At 70.4% G+C, this 23,889-nt stretch carries 17 protein-coding genes; 4 read left to right on the top strand and 13 right to left on the bottom strand.

From position 1 onward, the window contains the following. Positions 1 to 850 precede the first annotated feature (850 nt). Positions 851 to 2,521 (top strand): sensor histidine kinase, encoded by a 1,671-nt coding sequence (locus AB0I10_RS21305; protein ID WP_363154148.1) that lies wholly within the window; start codon positions 851 to 853, stop codon positions 2,519 to 2,521. Next, a complete protein-coding gene (locus tag AB0I10_RS21310) occupies positions 2,518 to 3,192 on the top strand; it encodes a response regulator (protein WP_363154103.1) in 675 nt (224 codons plus the stop codon). Before AB0I10_RS21305 ends, AB0I10_RS21310 begins: the two co-directional genes overlap by 4 nt. Positions 3,193 to 3,253: 61 nt before the next feature. On the opposite strand, the gene AB0I10_RS21315 is transcribed toward AB0I10_RS21310, so the two are convergent. The 6 genes from AB0I10_RS21315 to AB0I10_RS21340 form a co-directional block, all read right to left on the bottom strand. Then, on the bottom strand, positions 3,254 to 4,858 hold the full coding sequence (locus AB0I10_RS21315; protein WP_363154104.1) for a cation acetate symporter: 1,605 nt from the start codon (positions 4,856 to 4,858) through the stop codon (positions 3,254 to 3,256). Beyond that, entirely contained in the window at positions 4,855 to 5,355 is a 501-nt protein-coding gene (locus tag AB0I10_RS21320; RefSeq protein ID WP_363154105.1) for a DUF485 domain-containing protein, read from the bottom strand. Before AB0I10_RS21320 ends, AB0I10_RS21315 begins: the two co-directional genes overlap by 4 nt. 116 nt (positions 5,356 to 5,471) lie before the next feature. Then, positions 5,472 to 6,146: a response regulator transcription factor gene (locus tag AB0I10_RS21325; RefSeq protein WP_363154106.1), complete on the bottom strand. Its 675-nt coding sequence runs from the start codon at positions 6,144 to 6,146 to the stop codon at positions 5,472 to 5,474. Next, positions 6,143 to 7,309, bottom strand: coding sequence for a histidine kinase (locus AB0I10_RS21330; protein WP_363154107.1), 1,167 nt, complete (start codon positions 7,307 to 7,309; stop codon positions 6,143 to 6,145). The genes AB0I10_RS21325 and AB0I10_RS21330 overlap by 4 nt, the downstream gene beginning before the upstream one ends. Positions 7,310 to 7,341: 32 nt before the next feature. Further along, on the bottom strand, positions 7,342 to 7,830 hold the full coding sequence (locus AB0I10_RS21335) for a DUF1453 domain-containing protein (protein ID WP_363154108.1): 489 nt from the start codon (positions 7,828 to 7,830) through the stop codon (positions 7,342 to 7,344). Between the two features lie 154 nt (positions 7,831 to 7,984). After that, positions 7,985 to 10,105 carry a DNA topoisomerase IV subunit B gene (locus AB0I10_RS21340; RefSeq protein ID WP_363154109.1) on the bottom strand — a complete coding sequence of 707 codons (2,121 nt, stop codon included), beginning with the start codon at positions 10,103 to 10,105 and terminating at the stop codon, positions 7,985 to 7,987. 444 nt (positions 10,106 to 10,549) lie between these two features. Between AB0I10_RS21340 and AB0I10_RS21345 the strand changes: the two genes are divergently transcribed. Then, complete coding sequence (locus AB0I10_RS21345) at positions 10,550 to 10,780, top strand: hypothetical protein (protein WP_363154110.1); 231 nt, start codon at positions 10,550 to 10,552, stop codon at positions 10,778 to 10,780. A 121-nt stretch (positions 10,781 to 10,901) separates the two neighbouring features. On the opposite strand, the gene AB0I10_RS21350 is transcribed toward AB0I10_RS21345, so the two are convergent. The 7 genes from AB0I10_RS21350 to AB0I10_RS21380 form a co-directional block, all read right to left on the bottom strand. After that, positions 10,902 to 11,711 (bottom strand): serine protease, encoded by an 810-nt coding sequence (locus tag AB0I10_RS21350; RefSeq protein ID WP_363154111.1) that lies wholly within the window; start codon positions 11,709 to 11,711, stop codon positions 10,902 to 10,904. Between the two features lie 135 nt (positions 11,712 to 11,846). Then, on the bottom strand, positions 11,847 to 13,394 hold the full coding sequence (locus tag AB0I10_RS21355; protein WP_363154112.1) for an RNA polymerase sigma factor: 1,548 nt from the start codon (positions 13,392 to 13,394) through the stop codon (positions 11,847 to 11,849). A 403-nt stretch (positions 13,395 to 13,797) separates the two neighbouring features. Continuing rightward, positions 13,798 to 14,790, bottom strand: coding sequence for a FadR/GntR family transcriptional regulator (locus AB0I10_RS21360; protein ID WP_363154113.1), 993 nt, complete (start codon positions 14,788 to 14,790; stop codon positions 13,798 to 13,800). Positions 14,791 to 14,911: 121 nt separating this feature from the next. Beyond that, positions 14,912 to 16,864, bottom strand: coding sequence for an ATP-binding cassette domain-containing protein (locus AB0I10_RS21365; RefSeq protein WP_363154114.1), 1,953 nt, complete (start codon positions 16,862 to 16,864; stop codon positions 14,912 to 14,914). A gap of 188 nt (positions 16,865 to 17,052) precedes the next feature. Further along, positions 17,053 to 17,817 (bottom strand): NUDIX domain-containing protein, encoded by a 765-nt coding sequence (locus AB0I10_RS21370; RefSeq protein WP_363154115.1) that lies wholly within the window; start codon positions 17,815 to 17,817, stop codon positions 17,053 to 17,055. Positions 17,818 to 17,865: 48 nt separating this feature from the next. Continuing rightward, positions 17,866 to 19,875, bottom strand: coding sequence for a glycogen debranching N-terminal domain-containing protein (locus AB0I10_RS21375; protein ID WP_363154149.1), 2,010 nt, complete (start codon positions 19,873 to 19,875; stop codon positions 17,866 to 17,868). Between the two features lie 215 nt (positions 19,876 to 20,090). Next, positions 20,091 to 21,563, bottom strand: coding sequence for a DUF4192 family protein (locus tag AB0I10_RS21380; protein WP_363154116.1), 1,473 nt, complete (start codon positions 21,561 to 21,563; stop codon positions 20,091 to 20,093). A 125-nt stretch (positions 21,564 to 21,688) separates the two neighbouring features. On the opposite strand from AB0I10_RS21380, the gene AB0I10_RS21385 reads away from it, so the two are divergent. Beyond that, positions 21,689 to 23,851 (top strand): RecQ family ATP-dependent DNA helicase, encoded by a 2,163-nt coding sequence (locus AB0I10_RS21385; RefSeq protein ID WP_363154117.1) that lies wholly within the window; start codon positions 21,689 to 21,691, stop codon positions 23,849 to 23,851. Positions 23,852 to 23,889 lie beyond the last annotated feature (38 nt).

The following is a 23,889-nucleotide window of genomic DNA, read 5'->3' on the forward strand; positions in this document are numbered from 1 at the left end:
TGGGGCCTGGTCCGGCTCAACGGCGTTTTCACGGCACCGGCAGCGACACGCCTCGGCATGCAGCCCCGCGCGCCTCCCTCGCCCCCGGGCCAACACCATCCTTATCGTCAGCCCCACAGTCACGACCAGCCCCAGACCAAACACAGCCCCTGCAACCTGCCGCACAGACATCGGACGCGCGCCATCCCGCAGCGCCGCACCCTGCCCCCAGTCGCCCGCAATCGAGCACATGGTCGTCCCCTCCTCCTGTTGCTGGCCCTCCTCGCGCCCGCCAGGCTTCAGCCGCATCGCAGCCGCCCGGCGATCAGCGAACGCTCCTCTTTGCGCCGAACCCACCGCGAACGCGGCTGGCCACGCGCTCGCCCGCAACCGCCCTGGCCAGGCCAGAGCCGTGGCGAGCGCTCCCCGACTGACCTTCGCCCTGCGAGGCTAAGCGCACACAATCCGCAACCGAAAGCCCTGTGGATAACTCCGCACGGCCCTCCCCACCTGCCCCACAGGTCGCTGCGAGCCTCCGCTCGGCCACCCTCCGGAATCAAAGCGGCGAGAACTACCGACACTGCTGCCGCCGCGCTTACTGTTCATGCGTATGGGCGAGAAGGACGAATCGGCTCCGCGCCCGAGCGCCACCAGGCTCTCGGGTCCCGCGCCGTTCCCCAGCGGCTCGCCGCGCCCAGGTGCCACCGCGGGGAAGACGGGCACGGCCAGGGCCGACGGTGCCGATCATCCCGGTCACACCCAGTCGGCCGCCGACGGCCCGTCCCTCGCCAGCAGCCGACGGACAGCCCCGAGGCTGCGCCTGACACGCCCCCGTCTGGGCTGGCCGCGCCGTGTCTTTTCCCAGGTGCTGATGATGCAGCTGGCCATCGCCGCTGGTGTCACCGCGCTCGCGACCGGCCTGTTCCTCGCACCGCTCAGCGCCGAGCTGGACGAGCAGGCCATGCACCGCGCGCTCGCCATCGCCCAAACCACCGCCGCCGAGACGCGCCTCGACGATGCCCTGGAGGCATCCCGCCCCACTCGCCATGGCCCCGTCCAGAATGAGGCCGAGCGGATACGCGCCGCCACTGGCGCCGAATACGTGGTGATCATGGACGAGCGAGGTGTGCGCTGGTCTCACACCGACCCGGACGAGATCGGGCATCACGTCTCCACCGACCCGAGCGTCGTGCTCTCGGGCAGGGAGGTCATGCAGATCGACGAGGGCACACTGGGCCGCTCCGCGCGTGGCAAGGTCCCGCTGCGCGATGAGACCGGCACGGTCGTCGGAGCCGTATCCGTCGGCATCGCGTATGAGAGCGTGCAGCAACGCTTGCTCTCCACCGTCCCCGAACTGCTCGCCTACGCAGGCGGAGCGCTCGCCGTGGGCGCCCTCGCCTCGTATCTCGTCTCCCGCCGCCTCCAGCGCCGCACCCACGACCTGGCATTCTCCGACATCTCCGCGCTGCTCACCGAGCGCGAGGCAATGCTGCACGGCATCCGTGAGGGGTTCCTGGCGCTCGATGAGCACGGCCGGATCCGCCTCATGAACGACGAGGCGCAGCGTCTCCTCGACTTGTGCGCCGAGGACACCGGCCGGCCTCTGGACGACGTCCTGCAGCCGGGACGTACCACCGACGTGCTGGCCGGCCGGGTGTCCGGTTCCGATCTGCTGGCGGTCAGCGGTCAGCGCGTCCTCGTGGCGAACCGGATGCCGACCGACGACGGCGGCGCCGTGGTCACCTTGCGCGACCGCACCGAACTGGAGCGGCTGGGCCGCGAACTGGACGGCACCCGCGGCCTGATCGATGCGCTCCGTGCCCAGGACCACGAGCACGCCAACCGGCTGCACACACTCCTCGGGCTGCTCGAACTCGGCCTGCACGAAGAGGCCGTGGAGTTCGTGACACAGGCCGTAGGCGTGCACCGGGCAACGGCCGAACAGGTCACCGAGCGCATCCACGACCCGCTGCTGGCCGCTCTCCTGGTCGGCAAGGCCACGGTCGCCACGGAACGCGGCGCCTCGTTGAGCATCTCGCCCGATACGCATCTCCCTGACCGTTTGATCGACCCGCACAGCCTTGTCACCATTCTCGGCAACCTCGTCGACAACGCCCTGGATGCCACTGCGGGCAAGCGGGAGGCACGGCTGGAGGTGGCGGTCCACGTCGAAGGGCGCACCGCAGTCGTCCGCGTCTGCGACAACGGACCGGGTGTGCCCGAGTCCCATCGCGCGGAAATCTTCACCGAGGGCTGGACGACCAAGGAGCCGCCCGCCCACGGGCAGCGCGGTATCGGACTGGCGCTCGTGCGCCGCCTCGCCGAACGCTACGGAGGCAGCGCCGAGGTCGGCGAGCGCCCCGGAGGGGGCGCGGTGTTCACCGTCACGCTCCCCGACGCACTGTCCGAAGAGCTTCCCGCGCCTCGTGAAGCACCCGGCCGCGAAGCACTCGAGGTACTCACGGACGCCCGAATCACCGCACGCCCCGATAGCGCCGAGGGTGGTCGCCACTCCGAAGACGCGACGGGAGCCGGCCGATGATTGACGTACTGGTCGTGGACGACGATGTACGGGTCGCGGAGATCAACGCTGCGTACGTCGCCAAAATCGCGGGATTCCACGTCAGTTGCCTCGCGCACACCGCTGCGGAGGCTCTGGCCGCGCTCGACACGCACCATGTCGATCTGATCCTTCTGGACCACTACCTCCCTGACGAGACCGGGCTCCAGCTGGTGGGTGACTTGCGGCGGCGCAGTCTGGCCACCGACGTGATCATGGTGACGGCGGCGCGCGATATCGCGACCGTTCAGGCCGCCATGCGCCACGGTGCGCTGCAGTACCTGGTCAAGCCGTTCACCTTCGCAGGCCTGCGCTCCAAATTGGAGGGTTACGCGGCACTGCACCGCACTTTCGAGGATGGCGGGCAGGCGGAGCAGTCCGAAGTCGACCGGATCTTCGGGGCGTTGGGGGCCGCCAATGCCGGCCCTGCCGAACTGCCCAAGGGGCACTCCACCGCCACCGCAGACCGTGTGCGCTCGGTGCTGCGTTCCGCAGACGCCCCGCTGTCGGCCCAGGACGTCGCCCTCCGGGCCGGCGTGAGCCGGCAGACCGCCCAGCGCTACCTCAAGCTCCTCGAACGCGCCGGCCGGATCCGCCTCACCCTCAGGTACGGCGAGACCGGCCGTCCCGAGCACCGTTACGAGTGGGTCTAGGGCTGACACGGGACGCAGCACCCCATCAACCGCCGGCACGTCCCCGGCCACAGGAAACTCGCTAAGCCGCCCCCGCCCCCGTAAGCGCCCGGACTTCCGTTTCGGCATGCCGGGCCTCATCAGCGGCCTCCGGGGAGAGCACCGTTCCCAGCCATCCCATCAGGAAGCCCAGCGGGATCGACACACCACCGGGGTTTTCAAGCGGGAAGAAGGCGAAGTCCAGTCCGGGAAGGAGTGACTCCGGACTGCCGGAGACCACCGGCGAGAGGGCGACGAGCACGATCGCGGGGATCAGGCCGCCGTAGACCGACCAGAGCGCGCCACGGGTCGTGAAGCGCCGCCAGAAGAGGGCGTACAGCAGCACAGGCAGATTGGCCGAGGCAGCAACGGCGAACGCGAGGCCCACGAGGAACGCGACATTCAAGTCCTGGGCGAGCAGCGCGAGGCCGATGGCGACCGCGCCAACGCCCACCGCCGCGATGCGCGCCACGGTCACCTCTGTGCGCTGCCGATCCTTCGCCGTGGCGCGTGGCCGTCGCATCGAGGCGTACAGATCGTGCGCCACGGAGGCCGACGACGCCAGCGTGATGCCTGCGACCACGGCGAGGATCGTGGCGAAGGCGACCGCGGCCACCACAGCGAACAGAACCGTTCCTCCTGTTGAACCAGCGCCGCCTCCCAGGTCGCGGGCGAGCAGCGGGACAGCGGTGTTCCCGGCCGCGTTGGACGCGCGGACGGCGTCGGTGCCGAGCACCGCGGCGGCGCCGAAGCCCAGCACGATGGTCATCAGATAGAAGCCGCCGATCAGGCCGATGGCCCAGACGACGGATCGGCGGGCGGCGCGCGCTGTGGGGACGGTGTAGAAGCGGGACAGGATGTGCGGCAGTCCGGCCGTCCCCAGGACGAGCGCGATGCCGAGGCTGATGAAGTCCAGTCGCGACGTCCAGTCGTCGCCGTATTTGAGGCCCGGTGCGAGGAAGTCCCTTCCGTGACCGCTGTGTTCGGCAGCGGTGTTCAGCAGCGTGTTGATGTCGCCGTGGAAACGAGCCAGTACCAGGACAGTCAGTACGATCGCGCCGCCCATGAGGAGCACGGCTTTGACGATCTGGATCCAGGTCGTTGCCCGCATGCCACCGAAGGCGACGTAGACCACCATCAGTGCGCCGACCCCGACCACCATCCAGGTACGTGCCTGCGTGCCCGCCCCGCCGAGAAAAAGCGCGACCAGGCTGCCGGCGCCGACCATCTGCGCCACCAGATAGAGCAGGGAAACGGTGACGGAGGCCGCGCCGGTCGCGATGCGGACCCGGCGTTGACGCATCCGCGCGGCGACAACGTCGGCGAGGGTGAACCTGCCGCAGTTGCGGACCAGTTCGGCCACGAGGAAGAGCACGACGAGCCAGGCGACGAGGAAGCCGACCGAGTACAGCAAACCGTCGTAACCGAAGAGGGCGATCAGTCCGGAGATGCCGAGGAAGGACGCGGCGGACATGTAGTCACCCGCGATGGCGAAACCATTCTCCAGAGGGGAGAAGAGCCGGCCGCCCACATAGAACTCCTCGGCCGATCCGCGCCTGCGGCGACTCACCCAGGTGGTGATCGCGAGTGTGACGGCGACGAACGCGCTGAACAGGACCAGCGCCAGAGTCCGCTGGTCGATGGTCAACGGACGTTCCTTCCAGTCAGTTCCTGGGTCTCCCAGCAGATGTCGAGCGCCACGCGGTCGCGGCGAAGCCGTGCATGGCGCGCGTACGCCCAGGTGAACAGGAACGTCGTGGCGAACTGCCCGAGTCCGGCGAGCATCGCGACGTTGAGCGCACCAGCAACGCGGTGAGCCATGAAGTCCGGTGCCACGGTGGCCGCGATCACATAGGCGAGGTACCAGGCCAGGAAGGCAGCCGTGGCGGGCACGACGAATCGCCGGTATCGACGGCGTACTTCCTGGAAGGCGGCGCTCTTCTGGACTGCCAGATACACCTCGTCGTGCGATGCAGACCGCGGCTCCGGTACCTGCAGGTGCGCCCGCGTGCGCTCCCGTTCCCCCGACTCGTCCGCCGTGTCGTTCAACTCGCCCCACCCGGAGGCGAGAGCGTCGTACCAAGGGTCGTCGAGCCGCGCGGACGCCCCTGGTTCATCGGCCGCACGGCCGTCCTTCTTGTCCACCGAACACTCCTTGCTGCACGGGCCTGTTGACCGTGCGCCCAAGAATGGGACAGAAAGGAAGATCAAGAAAGACAAGGATTCTTCATCCCGAATGCTTCACCCCATAAGGTGAGGGACTATCCGGGCGGCTGTGCGAGTCCGTGGCGGTACGCGTAATGGATGGCCTGGGCCCGGTCCCGCAGCCCCGCTTTGGCGAAGAGGTTGTTGATGTGGGTCTTCACGGTCGCCGTGGAGACATGCAGCGTGCGCGCGATCTCGGGATTCGTCTGTCCCTCCGCGACGAGCCGCAACACCTCCACCTCGCGGGTGGTCAGCCCGTCGGGGGCTTCGTCCGGCGGTTCCGGCAGGCTCCGTACGGGTTCAGCGAAACGGTCCAGCAGCCTGCGCTGGATCTTCGGCGACAGCCCGGCCTCGCCCGAGAGCACGTCATCGATGGCGCGGACGATCTCGTCGCCGTCCGCGTCCTTGGTGAGGTAGCCGCGGGCGCCGGCCTGCAGGGCGGGGAAGAGCGAGTCGTCGTCGGCGTAGGTCGTGAGCACCACCACCTGGGTGCCAGGGTGTTCCACGCGGATGCGGCGGGTCGCCTCGACCCCGTCGCAACGCGGCATCCGCAAGTCCATGAGGACGACGTCGGGGGCGAGCTCCTCGACCATACGGACCGCTTGCTCGCCGTCCGCGGCCGATCCGATGACCTCAATGCCCGGCAGCAGTCCCAGCAGCATCACGATTCCCTCACGCACCACAGTCTGGTCATCAGCCACCACGACACGTGCCGCCGTGCACGCCGTCACAGGGGCACCCTCAACCGGACCACAAAACCCTCCTCGTCGGAGCCGGACTCCAGCGTTCCGCCGAGAAGTTCGGCTCGCTCCCGCATCCCGAGCAAACCGTAGCCGGAACCGCTTTTCGCTAGCTCGCCGGGCTTGCCGCGCCCGTCCGAGTCGCGCACCACAAGTCCTACGTTGTCGTCCGCGTACTCCAGCCGCACGCTCACACGGGCGCCCGGCGCATGCTTGCGCACGTTCGTCAGCGCCTCCTGGGCCACCCTGCGGACCGTGAGGCCCGCTTCGGCCGGCAGGGCGCGGCGCTCACCGGAGACGTCCAGCCGCGCGCCCTCAGTGGCGGCCAGACGGTGCAGGAGGTCCTCGACCGGGATCATCTCGCCACGCAGGGCTGAAAGCGCCTCACGCGTGCCGTCCAGCCCTTCACGGGCCATCCCCCGGCACGCCACCACCCGTTCCAGGATCTGGTCACGGTCCGCTTCGAGGTCGGTGCTCTGCAGGATCAGCAGCCGCGCCGCCTCCAGGTGGACCAACTGGGCACTCAGACTGTGTGCGAGGACGTCGTGGATCTCTCGGGCGATCCGTCCTCGTTCCGCGAACGCCGCCGTTTCGGCCTCGGCCTTACGGGCGGCCCGTTCCTGTGCCAGCAGTCGCTGCGAGTTGCCGCGCGCTTCTGCGTCGAGCCGCAGTACATATCCGGCCAGGCCCAGACCCACGGTCGTCGCCGCGGTGGTCACCCAGTTGTCGTCGGTCACCGCGGCATACGCGCCCAAGGCGACGGCTGAGCACGGCAAGGCGGCGCAGAGTGGCAGCCGTTCCATGGATGCGATGGCGCAGCCGCACCACAGGACGACCGCCGGAACCCGCGCTCCCGAGGCGTGGAAGGCAAACGCGGCGGCTTCAAGGAGAGCGAACAACCCGATGGACGGCCACAGGCGTTGCTGTCGTGTGGTGCGGAAGAAGTTCTTGAAGGCGACCGCGCTCAGCACGACCCCCGCGGATCCGGCAAGCAGTCCCCAACCGCGGAAGGCCGGCTCGGCGAGGGTGCCCCACAGCACTCCGCTCAACAGCAGTACGCGGACGGCTCGGCCGATCCACAGCCGGGCGTCGCTGATGCCCTCGCGGGAAAGCGCCTCCCGTAGGGGCCAGCTCGTCCAGGAGGTCAGCGACACAAACAGTCCTTCCTGATGGTCGGCTACGTGGTTCAGCCGGCGACCGGGACACGGTACGTCGGCCGCAGGGACTGAGCCCTCCACATGGTGACTCCGGTGCGGGTCAGCAGCATGGCGGCGACGGCAAGCATCGTGGCCAGGCTGCTCTGGTGGATGCCCAAGGCCGCCGCGATGCCGACGAGGCCGAGACGCACCGCAATCCCACCGAGCCAGACACCGGCCGTCGCCCAGCCGCCCTTGGTCCAGACGGCGCCCTCGTCGTCCGTCCACATCCGGCTGGTCCAAGCCCAGGCGGCGCCGCTGGCGAGGGCGATGACGAGTTCCCCGGCGAGCAGCAAGGCCGAACTCGCGTGGTGTGCGGGATCCAGGAGCCCCGGTTCCCGTAGCGCCATGATGGTGAGTACGGCGGGTATCAGCCACCATTTCTTGCTGTCGGCTGTGACGCGCCGCGCCTGGAACTGCCGGATGAACACCATCGCGACAACAATGACGATCACGAGAATGTTCAGCAAAGCGCTCATGTCCTGGTCCTCCGTAGGGGTTTGACGACACGCCCGACGCTACGGAGCGGGGCCCACCGGCCGGATCGGCGCCAGGGTGGGGCCGGGGTGGACATCGCGACGGGCGCCTCTCCACCCGTGGGTGGACAGACGCCCGTGGGGACCTGCGGCCGGCTCAGGTGTCGATGCGCGAACGGTCCAGAGTGGACGCGGAGTTGGTGATGAACTCCTTACGGGGGGCGACTTCGTTGCCCATCAGGAGGTCGAAGGCCTTCTCCGCCGCTTCCAGATCGCTGATGTTGATCCGTCGGAGCGTGCGGTGACGCGGGTCCATGGTGGTCTCGGCGAGTTGGTCGGCGTCCATTTCGCCCAGGCCCTTGTAGCGCTGGATGCTGTCCTTGTAGCGGACCTTCTTGCGTTCGAGTTCGAGCAGCGTCTGGCGCAGTTCGCCGTCCGAGTAGGTGTAGATGTACTTGTCCTGGCCCTTTTTGGGATTGACCAATTCGACGCGGTGCAGCGGCGGAACGGCGGAAAAGACCCGGCCCTGCTCGACCATCGGGCGCATATAGCGCTGGAAGAGGGTCAGCAGCAGACAGCGGATGTGCGCGCCGTCGACGTCAGCGTCGGCGAGGAAGATGACCTTTCCGTAGCGGGCCGTGTCGATGTCGAAGGTCCGGCCGGACCCGGCCCCTATGACCTGGATGATGGAGCCGCACTCGGCGTTCTTGAGCATGTCCGAAACCGATGACTTCTGGACATTCAGAATCTTGCCGCGGATCGGCAGCAGCGCCTGGAATTCCGAATTCCGCGCGAGCTTCGCGGTGCCCAGCGCCGAGTCTCCCTCGACGATGAACAGTTCGCTGCGGTCGACGTTGTCGCTGCGGCAATCGGCAAGCTTGGCCGGCAGCGAGGAGGACTCCAGCGCCGTCTTCCGCCGCTGGGCCTCCTTGTGCTGACGGGCCGCGATGCGCGTACGGGCCGCGGCCACGACCTTCTCCAGGATGGAGCGTGCCTGCTGCTTGGCGTCCCGCTTCGTGGACGTCAGAAACGCCTTGAGTTCCTTGCTCACCACCTGGGCGACGATCCGCGAGGCGGCGGAGGTGCCGAGCACCTCCTTGGTCTGGCCTTCGAACTGCGGCTCCGCGAGCCGCACCGTCACAACGGCGGTGAGGCCCTCCATGGCGTCGTCCTTGACGACGTCGTCCTCGGCGACGCGCAGCAGCTTGCTCGATCGCAGCACTTCGTTGACGGTCTTGGTGACCGAGCGCTCGAAGCCGGAGACGTGGGTGCCGCCCTTGGGCGTCGCGATGATGTTGACGAACGACCTGACCGTCGAGTCGTAGCCGGTCCCCCACCGGAGGGCGATGTCGACGCCCAGTTCGCGGGTGACTTCGGTCGGTGTCATGTGACCGCGGTCGTCCAGGACGGGCACGGTCTCCTTGAAGGTGCCCTGGCCGGTGAGCCGCTGGATGTCGCAGACGGCCTTGTCCTGCGCGAGGTACTCACAGAATTCGCTGATACCGCCGTCGTAGCGGAAGGTCTCCTCCGACTTGCCGGCGCCGTCGATGCCGCGCTCGTCGCGGACGACGAGGGTCAGGCCCGGTACGAGGAAGGCCGTCTGGCGGGCCCGGGCGTACAGCGTCTCCAGGGAGAGCTTGGCGTCCTTGAGGAAGATCTGCCGGTCGGCCCAGTAGCGCACCCGGGTGCCGGTCTTCGTCTTGGCCACCCGCTTGCCCTTGAGCAGGCCGTTTCCGGGGTCGAACGGGGCGTCGGGGCCGGATTCGGTGAAGATGCCGGGGACGCCGCGGCGGAAGCTGATCGAGTGGGTCTTGCTGTTGCGGTCCACCTCGACGTCGAGTCGCGCGGAGAGCGCGTTGACGACCGAGGCGCCGACGCCGTGCAGACCGCCGGAGGCGGCGTAGGAGCCGCCGCCGAACTTTCCGCCGGCGTGCAGCTTGGTCATGACAACCTCGACGCCGCTGAGCCCGGTCTTGGGCTCGACGTCGACGGGGATGCCACGGCCGTTGTCGCGGACCTCCACCGACCCGTCGTCGTGGAGGATCACCTCGATGTGGTCGCAGTAGCCGCCCAGCGCCTCATCGACCGAGTTGTCGATGATCTCCCACAGGCAGTGCATCAGGCCGCGACTGTCCGTCGAGCCGATATACATGCCAGGGCGCTTGCGGACGGCCTCCAGACCCTCGAGGACGAGCAGATGCCGCGCGGTGTAGTTGGAACCGTCCCGGTCTGCCCCGGTCAGCACTGCGGTGGACGGCACGGACATCTCGGCGGTCACGCGGTTCGCTCCTCGCTGAATTTCTGGCAGTCCGCATTCCGCGGACTCGGTTGTGGCGGTGTCACCGGTCAGAGGGTACCGAGGCCTGGTAGAGCCGATGTGACGCCACCCGTCACCACGCCCATGGTAGTAGAATTTCGATCGTACGTTCGATCCCTCGATGGGGTGACATCGGGATGACGTGCACATCACGTTCCCTTCGAGGCATGAACCATTTAGGCTCCGGGCACGTCCTCATCAACAACCGGCAAGCCAGCCGGGAGGGCAGACCCCAACAACCACGTGAATCTGACCACCACGCAATACGGCTCATTCGCCGCCACCCGGCAGCACCCGGCCCCCTCGGAGAATTTTTTTCGAGGAAAAGGCATAAGCGGGAACGTTTTCGGCCTGGTTGGATGTTGACCCTGGTACGACAGCTCGTCGAGCTAGAGAAGAGGCGACGTGACTACTGTTCTGACACCCGCGAGCCCGCTGACGGCCGCTGACCGCTGCGACCGCTGCGGCGCCCAGGCATACCTGCGCGTCGTCCTGATGTCCGGCGGAGAACTGCTCTTCTGCGCCCACCACGGTCGCAAGTTCGAGCCAGAACTCAAGAAGATCGCCGCGGAAATACAGGACGAGACGGAGCGGCTCACCGCCTCTCCGGCGTCTGCGACCGAAGAGGAACGCTGACACATCGCATCCACGACGAGCGAGTAGCGGCCTAGGCCGTGCGGCGGGCGGTCTCCCCGGCAGAACCGGGGGGACCGCCCGCACTCGTACGCTTCGGCATGCCGACGGCCCCGCACACCCCTCAGTCGGCCCCATGTTCGGACACGACGGGGAGCAGCGCTGAGGCGCGCGTATAGACCCCGGGATGACCGGCCTGGCCGCAGCCCGTCCCCCACGACACCAGCCCCACCAGGCGCCCGCGCACCACGAGTGGTCCGCCACTGTCCCCCTGGCAGGCGTCCCGCCCGCCGCCCGGCATCCCCGCGCACAGCATCGACGCGGGCTTGTACGTGCCATCGGCACTGCCCGGGTAGGCGCCCGCGCAGACCGAGTCCTCCAGGACATTCACACCGGCGGACCGCAGTCCCGTCGCGTAGCTGCCCTCGCCTGTCGTGTCCCCCCAGCCGTAGACCGTCGCCCCGGTGCCGGGTTTGTATTCGGCATCGCCCCGGCCGGCTATCGGGATCGCCTGGCCGCTCGCCGGCTTCTCCAGCCTGAGGACGGCCATGTCGCCCTCGTTCGTCCAGCTGTCGTACTTCGGGTTGACCCACACGTTCGCGGCCTTGAGCTCCTGGCCACCGCCGCCCGCCAGGTTGTCGCGCCCGATGACGATGCGCAGATCCCGCACCTGCTTCCACGGCACGCCCAGGACCTCCTTGCTCAGGCAGTGCGCGGCCGTGACCACCGTCGAGCGCCCGACGAGCACACCACCGCAGAACTGCCCGGAGCGCTCGGTGCCGAAGCGGTCGTGGGAGGCGAGGGCCACCACCCAGGGGCTCTCCGATACGTGTACAGGGTTGCCGCCGACCACCGATCCGTCCGCGGCCGCCGAGGTCGGTACGGCCAGGACCAGCACGAAGGCTCCGAGAGTTGCGTAGGAGGTCGAGCGCATACGGACTCCTGACTCTGGGACAGTGCACGCCCACCCAGAGTGACCCAAACGGCCGCGCACCGCACCCGGACGGCCGCGAGCCCGGCCCCTCCATCAAGGAGGTCCGGGCTCGCGGCGTTGTCCGTGCGTGTTCGGCTAGTCGAGGTAGTCGCGCAGCACCTGCGAGCGCGACGGGTGACGCAGCTTCGACATGGTCTTGGACTCGATCTGACGGATCCGCTCACGCGTGACGCCGTAGACCTTCCCGATCTCGTCCAGCGTCTTGGGCTGGCCGTCGGTGAGACCGAAGCGCATGGAGACCACGCCGGCCTCGCGCTCGGAGAGGGTGTCCAGGACCGAGTGCAGCTGCTCCTGCAGAAGCGTGAAGCTGACCGCGTCGGCCGGGACGACCGCCTCGGAGTCCTCGATGAGGTCACCGAACTCGCTGTCGCCGTCCTCGCCCAGCGGGGTGTGCAGCGAGATCGGCTCGCGACCGTACTTCTGGACCTCGATGACCTTCTCGGGGGTCATGTCGAGTTCCTTGGCCAGCTCCTCCGGGGTGGGCTCGCGGCCCAGGTCCTGGAGCATCTGGCGCTGCACGCGCGCGAGCTTGTTGATGACCTCGACCATGTGCACCGGGATACGGATGGTGCGGGCCTGGTCGGCCATGGCGCGGGTGATGGCCTGGCGGATCCACCACGTCGCGTAGGTCGAGAACTTGTAGCCCTTGGTGTAGTCGAACTTCTCGACGGCACGGATGAGACCGAGGTTGCCCTCCTGGATCAGGTCCAGGAAGAGCATGCCGCGGCCCGTATACCGCTTGGCCAGGGAGACCACCAGTCGGAGGTTGGCCTCCAGCAGGTGGTTCTTCGCCCGGCGGCCGTCCTCGGCGATGATCTCCAGCTCACGCTTGAGCTTCGGCGCGAGCTTGTCGGAGTTCGCCAGCTTGTCCTCGGCGAACAGGCCCGCCTCGATGCGCTTGGCGAGCTCGACCTCCTGCTCGGCGTTGAGGAGCGGGACCTTGCCGATCTGCTTGAGGTAGTCCTTCACCGGGTCGGCGGTGGCGCCGGCCGCGGCGACCTGCTGCGCGGGGGCGTCGTCCTCGTCGTCGTCGGAGAGGACGAAGCCGGCGTTCTCCGTGCCCTCGGCGGCTTCGGCTGCCTCGCCCTTGCCGGGCGCCGGGGTCTCCTCGGTCGCCTCGTCGTCGAGCAGCTCGTCGACGTCCTTCTTGGACGCGGTCTTCTTTGCGGTGGCCTTCTTGGCGGTGGCCTTCTTCGCCACCGTCTTCTTGGCTGCGGTCTTCTTGGCCGCGGCCTTCTTGGCAGGCGCGGACTCGGACTCACCGGCCGGGTCCGCCATGGGGGCGGCGGCCGCTGCGGTGGCCTTCTTCACCGTGGCGGTCTTGGCCGCGACGGTCTTGGTGGCGGTGCGCTTTGCCGGACTCTTCGCTGCGACGCTCTTGCGGGTGCGCTTGGGCGCCTCTGCGGCACTGACCATCAGCGTCACACCCTCCTCGTCGAGGATCTGGTTGAGGCTGCGCAGAACATTCTTCCACTGGGTTGGCGGAATCTGGTCAGCCTCGAAGGCCCGACGCACGTCATCGCCGGCGATCTGCCCATCAGCCTTTCCCCGCTCGATGAGCGCCATCACAGACTCGGACTCGGCGATCTCCGGCGGGAGCGTACGGGATGTGCTGGCCGACACGAACAACCTCTCGGAACGATGGAAACGGCTTCCGACCCCGTCCACTGTGGATCGGAGCCGACGACCGCCGGTGGGGATGAACCGACGGCGCGGGGTCAGCCGGGGAGTTGAACAGCGTCACGAACGCCGTCCGTATTCCTTCCTCGGCTATCACCTCTTAAGTCATCGCGCTTCCCCGACGAGCGTTACGCCCAATCCGCGTGGCCCGAGTCACACCACATATCGACCTATTCCCAGCCATATGGCACGCAACCCTCTCAAGACCCGGCGCCGGATCCGGGCGACGCCCCGGATCCGGCGATCTTGTGCGCCTTCGATGCGTACGGCGCGCCCCGTCCGGGGAGGCGCGCGGGGCACTCGGCCGCTCGGTGCCTACGGTCCGTACGCGGTTGGGTACGGGCCTTCAGTGTTCGCGGGGCGCGGGGACCACGTGGTCCCCGGGCGCCCCGGAGCCCGGGGCGCCGGCCTCACCATGGGCGGCGAGGAGCTGGCGCATCGCGGATTCGGCCGCGGTGGCGTCACCGGAACCGATGGCGTCGACGATCCGCATGTGCTGGCCCACGGAGGTCTCGACCGGGCGCTCACAGCCGCCCGACGGGCCGCCGGAGACATGCAGGGCGGCGGCGACGATGCCCGAGAGGTGCTCAAGCATGCGGTTGCCGGCGAGCTGAAGCAGCAGGGAGTGGAACTCGGCGTCGGCGCGGGCGAAGGTCAGGGTGTCGCCCTGGGCGGCGGAGTGCCCCATGATCTCGACCATGTCGGCGAGCCGCTGCTGGACGTCCTCACGGCCGTGGCCGGCGGCGAGCCGGGCGGCGAGCGGCTCGATCGTCCAGCGCAGCTCGCACAGCTCACGACGCTGGTCGTCGCGCTGTGGCCCGTAGGCCCGCCACTCGATGATGTCGGGGTCGAGGAGGTTCCAGTCGCTGACCGGGCGCACCCGGGTGCCGACGTTAGGGCGGGCACTGACCAGGCCCTTGGCCTCAAGGACGCGCAGCGACTCACGGACGACGGTGCGGGAGACCTCGAACCGCTGGCCGATCTCCTCGGGGACGAGCGGGCGGTCGGCGCCGAGATCGCCGGAGACGATCATCTGGCCCAGCTGTTGGACGAGTTGGCCGTGCAGGCCGCGGCCGCGGCTGCCCGCCGCCCGGCGGCCGGCCCGGCCCATATCTGCTTCGGAGCCTTCCCACGCCGGCGCGACGCGCTCGGCGCGGTCCGCACCGGCCGTACTGGCGGCGTTCGCCGCGTTGCCATAGGGGTAGCGGTCAAGCTCGCCCGGGCCTGCGAGGCCGGTGTCGCCGGGGCGAGCCGCGGTCATCATGGTGTGCGCAAGGGTACTCACGCATCCTTTGTCGGCGACACCCTGAACACCCTTGAGGTCTTTGGTGAAAAGCACACGAAAGGGTGATCGGCCGCCATCTCGCAATTGACGCTTTATCGGAAAGAAATGCGCCGTCTGCGGCGAGTTGCAGACAGCGGGCGCAACAACGCCGCCGCGAAACGAGCGCCGCCCGCCATCAACGCGTCCGCCCGCGGCGCACGGTAAGGGCATACGCGCAGACCAGGAAGGTCAGCGACAACATCATTGCGCTGCCTACGGGTTGGGTCACGAGTCGCATCGCGACCGATACACCGTGGTCGATTTCGGAAGGCCACCGCATGGGAGTCAACGACCTCAGTCGCTCTGGGAGCCCGGCCAGGGAACGGGCCGCGGACTCGGCAACGACACGTTGCACGAACGGCACCACCAGAACCGGTACGGCGAGCACCGCCGCCAATCCCATTGCCGTGGACCGGAATACGCCGGCGGCCAGTACGCCCGCCCACGCGCAGCCGACAAGCAGCGCCACCCAACCAGCGGCGAGAACAGGCCACTCGGCGATGCTGGTGACCGCTTCGGGTCCGAACAGGAAGCGGGCCGTCGTCCCGTCCGCGGCGAGTACGCAGGCGCCGAGAGCCAGCGCGCAAGCGCCACTGACCAGAAGTTTGGCGACGAGCAGCCCGAGGCGGCGGGGGACGCTGCCGCGTTCGGGGGCGAGCGCCGGGTAGCTGAACTCCTGGCCGAAAGAGAGCGCCCCGAGCAGACCCGCGCCGAGTGCCGCTGGAGGGAAGGGCAGTTGACGGGGCCAACCGGTCAGCACACGTGACATCGGTGCGTCTCCGTGGCGGGCCAGCAACAGCGCCAGGATCAGTGAGACGAGGACGGATGCGGCGGTCACGAGCAGGCCGGTGCGATCGCTGACCGTACGGCGCAGTTCGTAGCGCAGCGGCCAGGCGGGGCCGGGGGCGGGAAGCCGGGGAATCGCGAGGGGTGCAGTGAACCGTGGCGGCGCGGATCGCACCGGGCGGGGCGCGGGTGTCGCGGACCGGACGACCGGGAGGGTGACGGTGTCGGACGTCATGTCGACGTCGGGGGTGGTGATGTCGCGGTCGGCGGGGGTGGCGATGTCGGTGTTGTCGGTGTACGGAGTGGTTTCGCTCTCCGGGGGCGGTGGTGTGGGGGCAGAACCGCGTAGTACGTCGGCGGCGGGGAGCGGGGCACGGCCGTCGGCGCGGTGGAGCGGGGTGATGGGGCTGGTGTCGCCGACCTCGTCCGCGAGCTGGTGCACGAGGATGCCGTGCCGGAAAGCGGTCTCCCCGACGGCGGCGCAGGTACTCCCGTAGACGGCGATGCGACTGCCGCTCTCCCGTACGACCTCGATGGCGCGGCCGACGGCGGGGTCCGCGGCGTGGTGGGCGCGTTGGGACTCGTCGATGAGCAGGGAGGCGAGGCGGTCGGCTTGCGGGGAGCGGACGGCCACCCTGGGGCGGAGCCGGGTGCGGGCGAACTCGGCTCCTTCCTGGTCGGCGACGAGCCGGCCGTCTTCGATGGTGACCACGCGATCGGCGATCCGGGCGGCTTCCTTGTCGTTGCTGGAGGTAACGAGGACGGTGCCGCCTTGGGCGGCGTAGCCGCGCAGCAGGCCGTGCAGCCATGCCGCTTCGCGTGGTGAGACACCCTCGGACGGTTCGTCGAGCACGAGGGTGTGCGGGTCACCGAGGAGGGCTGCGGCCAGGCCGAGCCGGCGGTCCATTCCGCGGGAGAGGTCGCCCAGGGGCTGGTCGGCCAGTCCGCTGAGGCCGACGAGGTCGAGTACGTCGTCGGCCCGGCCGGCCGGGACGCCGGCTGCGGCGCTGAGCATGCGCAAGTGCCCGCGGGTCGTACGGGCGGGGTGTCCGGGGACGTCGCCGAGGACGACGCCGAGTTCACGGGCGGGGTTGGGTACGTGGTGCAGCGGGCGGCCGCGGAAGAGGGCGACGCCTCGGCCGGATTCGAGCTGCAACATCAGGCGCAGGGCGGTGGTCTTGCCCGCGGCTTCATCGCCGAGGAGCACGGTGACGCGGCCCGGTCGCGCCTCGAAGGTGAGGTCGTCGACGGCGGGCGGGTGTTCACCACGGGGTTCGCCGGTCAGTCCGATGGCCTGGATCATCGCGTCCCTCGCGGGGCGTGAGACCGTTCGGAAGCAGCCGAGGGTACGAGAGGACTCACTCGACAAAGGTAGCGCGGTATGTCCTATTTACTGGGAATTGACGGGCCTTGGCGTGCTGCCGTGTTTCCCGGGCGCATACCCGACCGGGTGGCGTCGTGACGCATGACGCCGTGACCCGTCACCCCGGCTCAGACCTCCGGGCGCAGCATCGGCGGGTTGAGCAACGTCGCGCCGCCGGCGCTGAACAGCTGGGCGGGGCGGCCGCCCTGACGGGTCGTCGTACCACCGGTGGGCACCAGGAATCCGGGGGTGCCGGTCACCTTGCGATGGAAGTTGCGGGGATCCAGGGCGACGCCCCAGACCGCCTCGTACACCCGTCGCAGCTCGCCGACGGTGAACTCCTGCGGGCAGAAGGCCGTGGCGAGCGAGGAGTATTCGATCTTCGAGCGAGCGCGCTCCACTCCGTCGGCGAGGATCCGCGCATGGTCGAAGGCGAGCGGGGGCGCCAGATCGCCGTCGCGGGCGTGTGTGCCCTCCTGCTCCAGGAGGGTCTCCACCGGCGCCCAGCGCGCGCTGTGGGCATCGCCACCGGCGCGCGGGGCGGGCAGGTCCGGGGCGAGCACGAGGTGTGCGACGCTCACCACCCGCATGCGGGGGTCGCGCTTGGGGTCTCCGTAGGTGGCGAGCTGTTCGAGGTGCGCACCGTACGCGGGCGGCGGGCCCGCCTCCGGGTGGGCGTGCAGACCGGTCTCCTCGGCGAGCTCCCGGGCGGCCGCGTCCTCAAGGTCCTCATCAGGCCGGACGAATCCGCCGGGCAGGGCCCAGCGGCCCTGGAACGGCGGCTCACCGCGGCGCACGGCCAACGCGCACAGGGCGTGGCGGCGCACGGTGAGCACGACCAGGTCGACGGTGACGGCAAAGGGCGGGAAGGCCGACGGGTCGTAGGGAGGCATGGCGTGATCATAGTCGTCCGCCTGACGATAAACAGGCCCTGGAGCGCCTCAGGACCCCAGTTGCAGACCGTCCGCGGCCGCCTCCACCATCCCCATGCCGAGCCTGCTGATCCGTACGGCGAACGGCTGCTCGGCGACGCTCAGGCCGGTGAACTGCATCGCGCCGAGCGGGGCGCTGCCGAGCGGACGTATGGCGACCGTCCCGGCGGGGACGTCGGGGCGCAGCCCGGCGAGTGCGATCAGTATCTGCACCGCGCCGGCCGCCGCCACCGCAGCGGGGCGGCAGGCTGCCGGGTGCGGTACCGGGACGCCGTCCGCGGTGCGCTGCTCCCCCGCGTACATCTCCGGCAGGCGGTGGCCGAAACTCTCCGCCGCGTCCACGACGCCCCTGATCAGGGCGCCGGCCGCCTTGTCGTAGCCGACTGCGGCCAGTCCGGCGGCGGCGATCGCGGTCTCGTGGACGCGGACCGCTCCGCTGCGGTGGCCGAACGGGTTGTAGCCGCTCTCCTTCGCGCCGAGCCCCCGCAGGCCCCAGCCGGAGTCGAAGGCGGGGCCGGCCAGCAGCCTGGCCAGCTGGCCGGTCTGCGCCGCGTCCAGCAGGCCCGGTGCGAGGGCGCCGCGGCCGAGCAGGCCGGTGTCGAGGAGATGGGCGGCCGTGGAGCCGAGATGCGGCAGCGGCCGGCCGTCAGCGGTACGGAGGGCGGCGGGGCGGCCGCCCGCGCGGTCCTCCAGCCAGAAGTCCGTACGGAATCGGGCACGCAGATCCGCGGCCCACTCGCGCAGCTCTGCCCCACCGGGATACCCGAAGGCGTCGAGGAGGTCGGCGCCCAGGAGTGCGGCACGGTGGGCGTGGGCCTGTGTTTCGCAGCGGTACGGTCCGTCGGGCCCCGGGTCGGGGAGGTAGCCGTGGCCTGCGCCCGGTGATCCGACCGCGATGCGCAGCCATCTCAGACAGCGCTCCGCGGCGGGCAGCAACCGCTCGGTCTCCTGCTCGGGCAGGCCCCAGCGGCGCGCCTCCGCGAGGACGGTGGGGAACAACAACGTGGCCTCGATGCCCGTGCAGCTCGGTGGGGCATGTGGTCCCGTGTCCCGGAGGGCTCCGGGAATTCGGCCGAAATCGGCCCCTGGCGTGGCTTGTTGGGTACGAGCGAGTGCGCGCAGTGTGCCGGCGGCGAGCCGGGTGCCCAGTGGCAGCAGCATCCGGGCGGTCCACAACGCCTCGGCGGGCGCCAGACCGCAGCGCCAGGGGAACCCGCCGGCAACGTACACATCCGTGGGCACGGCGGGGTCGCGCAACAGCAGGCCGCGCAGATCACCGAGGCTGCCCGCCAGGAGGGCGTCGGCCCGGTGGTCGTCGCACTCCAGCTGCGCGGCCGTCCAGGGGCGCGGCGGCCCCTCGCCTCGTGTCCGTGGGCCGGCGAGCCCGGTGCGCGGCCCGGGGATCCGGGGACCCGCGGGACGCCGGTGGCCGTCCGCGAGGCTGTGGTCGCTCGGGCGGCCGTCGGCGGCGTGCTCAAGCCGGGTGTGCAGCTCGATGGTGCGGTGGCCGCCGGGCGGCAGGTCCAGTTCCCAGCACAGCAGGCCCGCCGAGGCCAGGACGTCCTGGGGCGCGGGCGACGCAGACAGCACCGCGTGCGCCCCGGACCCGGACCAGCGCAGCCCCGATCCATGGACAGCGGCCCGGAGTTCGGGCCCTGGAAGGCCTACGGCGACGGCTCCGAGCTCGGCGAGGTCGGTGCCCAGCCGGATCTCGACCGGGAGCCGGACAGGCCGTGCGGAACTGCTGCGGAAGGTGATCCGCTCGGTGCCGTCGGCGGACCGCAGCCGCTCCATCCGGATCTCCGGATCCGGGCCGCGGTCGCCGGTCCTGCGGATCGTCCCGATGAACCGTGCGCGGTCCGCGCCGGTCAACCGCCCCTGGACGACGAGTGGTTCACCGCCCGCGGCCCGCAGTTCGCACCGGGAGAGGATCCGCCGGCCGTCGCGGTAGTAGCCCTCCAGCCCCTGGGCGGTCAGCTGGCCCGAGGCGGGTGAGACGGCGAGGCCCGGCAGGGCCACGCAGACCAGTACGGAGTGGACGGGTTGCGGTTGGGGGATCCGGGGTGGCGCGGGGCGCCGTTCGTCGTGCGGCCGGCGGGCCGGGTGGGTAGTGGGGACGATGCCTGCCACGCTCTGCGCTCCCTGGTGGGGTCGGGGCTCCGTACTGCCTGCGCCACAGACCTGAACGGTTCGGCCGGCGCCCAGGTCACGCCGGCCACGCACCGGGGGCACGGTCACCGCCTGCTCCGGTCGCCGTCCCGGCCGGCCCGGCGCCTGCCGCGTCCGTCGGTCGTACGGGCGCCGGGTCCGGTGGCGCCGCGGGGCTTGCGGGGGCGGTCGGCGGCTCCGGGGCGGGCAGGCCCGGAGCGGGTGCCGGGCTGTGATGCCTCCTCTGCGGCCGCCGCGAGCGCGCCGTCGGCGGTCGACGCCTCTCCACGCTGGTCGCGCAGGCAACGACGCAGCGGCTCCGGGTCGAGGCCGTCGTTGATGGCGCGGTGCAACAGCTGGGCGAAGAGGTAGTCGGGGTCGACGCTCAGGGCGCGGCCGAGGGCGACCCGTGCCGAAGGCCCGTCCTCGGTGGACCAGCAGACCCATCCGGCGAGGGTGAGCGGTGCCGCCGCATGTTCGGCGTAGCCACCGGCGCAGCGGCGGGCGAGGGCGCGCCAGAGCCGGAGGGCCGGCGCGGCCTCGGGCCCGTCCATCCACTCCGCCGCCCGGTCGCGGGTGACCCGGTCCTGGAGCCCGAGGATGAGGTCGGCTGCCTCGCCGTCGGTGATCAGTGCGTCGTCGCAGGCGTCCCTGGCACGGTTGCTGCCGGAGGGCGTGTCCTGACGGAACCGGCGGATCATCGCTCCGGCCAGGTCGAGGGTGTCCCGGCGGACGACCGCGGCGCCGTCCTGCCGGAGCATGCGCGGGACGAGAGCGCCGGCCGCCGCATCGAGTGCCTTCTCCTGGTCGGCTGCACGCGTCCCGGTGCGGGGCGTCAGCCGGGCCTCCATCGCCTTGAGCGAGCCGCGCACCTGCATTCCCGCATAGGCGGCGGCCGCGGCCATCACGGACGTGCCGGGCATGACCAGCTGCGTGCCGTCGGCGGGGCAGCAGCGGAAATCAGGGCAACAGTAGGACCAGTAGCGGCCGTTGGAGATGCACAGGGCTTCGATGACGGGAACGTCAAGGGCACCGCAGGCGGTGCGCAGCCGCTGGGCCAGGGGGCGGAGCCGGTCCTTCACGTCCTTGCCGCTCTCGCCCGCGGCGGGCTCCTGGCAGAGGAAGACGAGGATGCCCACGGGGCGGGTGGCGCGGTCCTGGCCGGCCGACACCAGGCAGTCGGCGAGCTGGTCGGAGACATCAGGCCACTGTGTGGTGTCCGTCGGGATGCCGAGCCGGACCCGGCCGCCGAAGCGTCCGCGTTCGCCGTGCAGCGCCACGAGCACGATGCTGTCGTCCGGGTAGAAGCCCATGAGATACGGCAGCGCGTCGGCGAGCTCGGCCGGGCTGCGCAGGGTGACCTGGGCTTCGGTCTCCGGGCTCTGAGCGGCATCGGCGGGATGGGCGGAGGAGTCGGCGGGTTTGGCGGGACCGGCCGGGCCGGAGGCATCGGACGAGCCAGGGGAGCCGGAGGGTTCCGCCGTGCCGGCGGAGTCGGCGGAGTAGGCGGAGGAGTTGTCGTTGGTGCTGGGCTTGGACGGTTCGCTGTGCGGATTCATGGCTCGAAGATCCCGCGACCGGCCGCTCCGCCGCGACCCCTGTGGATAACTCGCGGGTGACGCGGTTATCCACAGGTTCGGGCGGGGGTTCGCGCGTTGTCAGTGGCATCGGGTTGCATGGGGGCATGAGCAACGAAGACTTGCGCGCCTCGGCCGATGCCGTCCTCTCCCGCCTCGTCGGCGATCCCGGCGGCGAAGCCCGGCTGCGCGAGGATCAGTGGCGGGCGATCGAGGCGCTGGTCGCCGACCACCGCCGCGCCCTCGTCGTGCAGCGCACGGGCTGGGGCAAGTCCGCGGTCTACTTCGTCGCGACGGCGTTGCTGCGCGAGCGCGGCAGCGGGCCGACCGTGATCGTCTCCCCGCTGCTCGCGCTGATGCGCAACCAGGTCGAGGCAGCCGCGAGAGCCGGGATCCGCGCGCGCACGATCAATTCGTCCAACACGGAGGAATGGGACACCGTTCAGGCCGAGGTGGCGGCCGGCGAGGTGGATGTCCTGCTGGTGAGTCCCGAGCGGCTCAACAACCCCGATTTCCGTGATCAGGTGCTGCCCAAGCTCGCGGCGGCCACCGGCCTGCTGGTGGTCGACGAGGCGCACTGCATCTCCGACTGGGGCCACGATTTCCGGCCGGATTACCGACGGCTCCGCACAGTGCTCGCCGACCTCCCGCCCGGCGTGCCGGTGCTCGCCACGACGGCCACGGCCAATGCCCGGGTGACGGCCGACGTCGCCGAGCAGCTGGGGACGGGCGAGGCCGCCGAGGCCCTGGTCCTGCGCGGCCCGCTGGACCGGGAGAGCCTGAGTCTGGGAGTGCTGCCGCTGCCGGACGCCGCGCACCGCCTCGCCTGGCTCGCGGACCATCTGCACGAGCTTCCGGGCTCGGGGATCATCTACACGCTCACGGTCGCCGCCGCCGAGGAGGTCACGGCTTTCCTGCGGCACCAGGGGCACACGGTCTCCTCGTACACCGGCAAGACGGAGAACGCCGACCGTCAGCAGGCCGAGGACGATCTGCTCGCAAACCGCGTGAAGGCGCTGGTGGCGACGTCCGCGCTGGGCATGGGCTTCGACAAGCCCGACCTGGGGTTCGTGGTGCACCTGGGTTCGCCGTCCTCCCCCATCGCCTACTATCAGCAGGTGGGGCGCGCGGGGCGTGGGGTGAAGCACGCCGAGGTGCTGCTGCTGCCGGGCCGCGAGGACGAGGCGATCTGGAAGTACTTCGCGTCGCTGGCGTTCCCTCCGGAGGAGCAGGTGCGCCAGACGCTCGACGTCCTGGCGGCCGCGGGCCGGCCGGTGTCGCTGCCGGCCCTGGAGCCGCAGGTCGAACTGCGCCGCTCGCGCCTGGAGATCATGCTCAAGGTGCTCGATGTGGACGGCGCCGTGCGTCGCGTCAAGGGCGGCTGGACGGCCACCGGCCGCCCGTGGTCGTACGACGCCGAGCGCTATGCGTGGGTGACCCGACAACGGGAGACCGAACAGCAGGCGATGCGGGAGTACGCCGGCACGACGGGCTGCCGGATGGAGTTTCTGCGGCGGCAGTTGGACGACGAAGCGGCGATGGCGTGCGGCCGCTGCGACAACTGCGCGGGAGCCAGGTTCAGCACCGAGGTGTCCGCCGGTTCGTTGGACGCCGCGCGCGGCGAGCTGGGGCGCCCCGGTGTGGAGGTGGAGTCTCGGCGGATGTGGCCGACGGGCCTGCCGGCCATCGGCCTCGACCTCAAGGGGCGTATCCCGGCGAATGAGCTGGCTGCGACGGGCCGCGCCCTGGGCCGGCTGTCCGACATCGGGTGGGGAAACCGTCTTCGCCCGATGCTCGCACCGCAGGCACCGGACGGCCCGGTCCCCGACGATGTGTCGGCCGCGGTGGTCACGGTCCTCGCCGACTGGGCCAAGGGGCCCGGCGGTTGGGCCTCGGGCGCGGCGGATGCGCCGGCCCGCCCGGTGGGCGTCGTCTGCCTCGCGTCGCGCACCCGCCCGCAGCTGATCCGGTCGCTCGGCGAGCGGATCGCGTCGGTCGGCAGGATGCCGTTCCTGGGCTCGATGACCTCGGTGGACGACGGATCGGACGGCAGGATTCCGCGCAGCAACAGCGCCCAGCGGCTGCGGGCCCTGCACGGTTCGCTGAGCGTGCCGCCGGAGCTGGCGCGGGCCCTGGAGTCGGCGGGCGGCCCGGTGCTCCTGGTGGACGACTACGCCGACACCGGCTGGACGCTGGCCGTGGCCGCCCGGCTGCTGCGCAGGGCCGGAGCCGAGGGGGTGTTTCCGCTGGTCCTCGCCGTACAGGGATAGGCGGCATCAGGGGAGATGGAAGGGGGCCATCGGGCATC

The sequence above is a fragment of the Streptomyces sp. NPDC050636 genome (assembly GCF_040654775.1).
Classification (GTDB): Bacteria; Actinomycetota; Actinomycetes; order Streptomycetales; family Streptomycetaceae; genus Streptomyces.

Coding starts and splice junctions, on each gene's coding strand:
- AB0I10_RS21305 (WP_363154148.1), top strand. CDS start 851: ATGATGCAGCTGGCCATCGCCGCTGGTGTCACCGCGCTCGCGACCGGC.
- AB0I10_RS21310 (WP_363154103.1), top strand. CDS start 2,518: ATGATTGACGTACTGGTCGTGGACGACGATGTACGGGTCGCGGAGATC.
- AB0I10_RS21335 (WP_363154108.1), bottom strand. CDS start 7,830: ATGAGCGCTTTGCTGAACATTCTCGTGATCGTCATTGTTGTCGCGATG.
- AB0I10_RS21350 (WP_363154111.1), bottom strand. CDS start 11,711: ATGCGCTCGACCTCCTACGCAACTCTCGGAGCCTTCGTGCTGGTCCTG.
- AB0I10_RS21365 (WP_363154114.1), bottom strand. CDS start 16,864: ATGATCCAGGCCATCGGACTGACCGGCGAACCCCGTGGTGAACACCCG.
- AB0I10_RS21370 (WP_363154115.1), bottom strand. CDS start 17,817: ATGCCTCCCTACGACCCGTCGGCCTTCCCGCCCTTTGCCGTCACCGTC.
- AB0I10_RS21380 (WP_363154116.1), bottom strand. CDS start 21,563: ATGAATCCGCACAGCGAACCGTCCAAGCCCAGCACCAACGACAACTCC.
- AB0I10_RS21385 (WP_363154117.1), top strand. CDS start 21,689: ATGAGCAACGAAGACTTGCGCGCCTCGGCCGATGCCGTCCTCTCCCGC.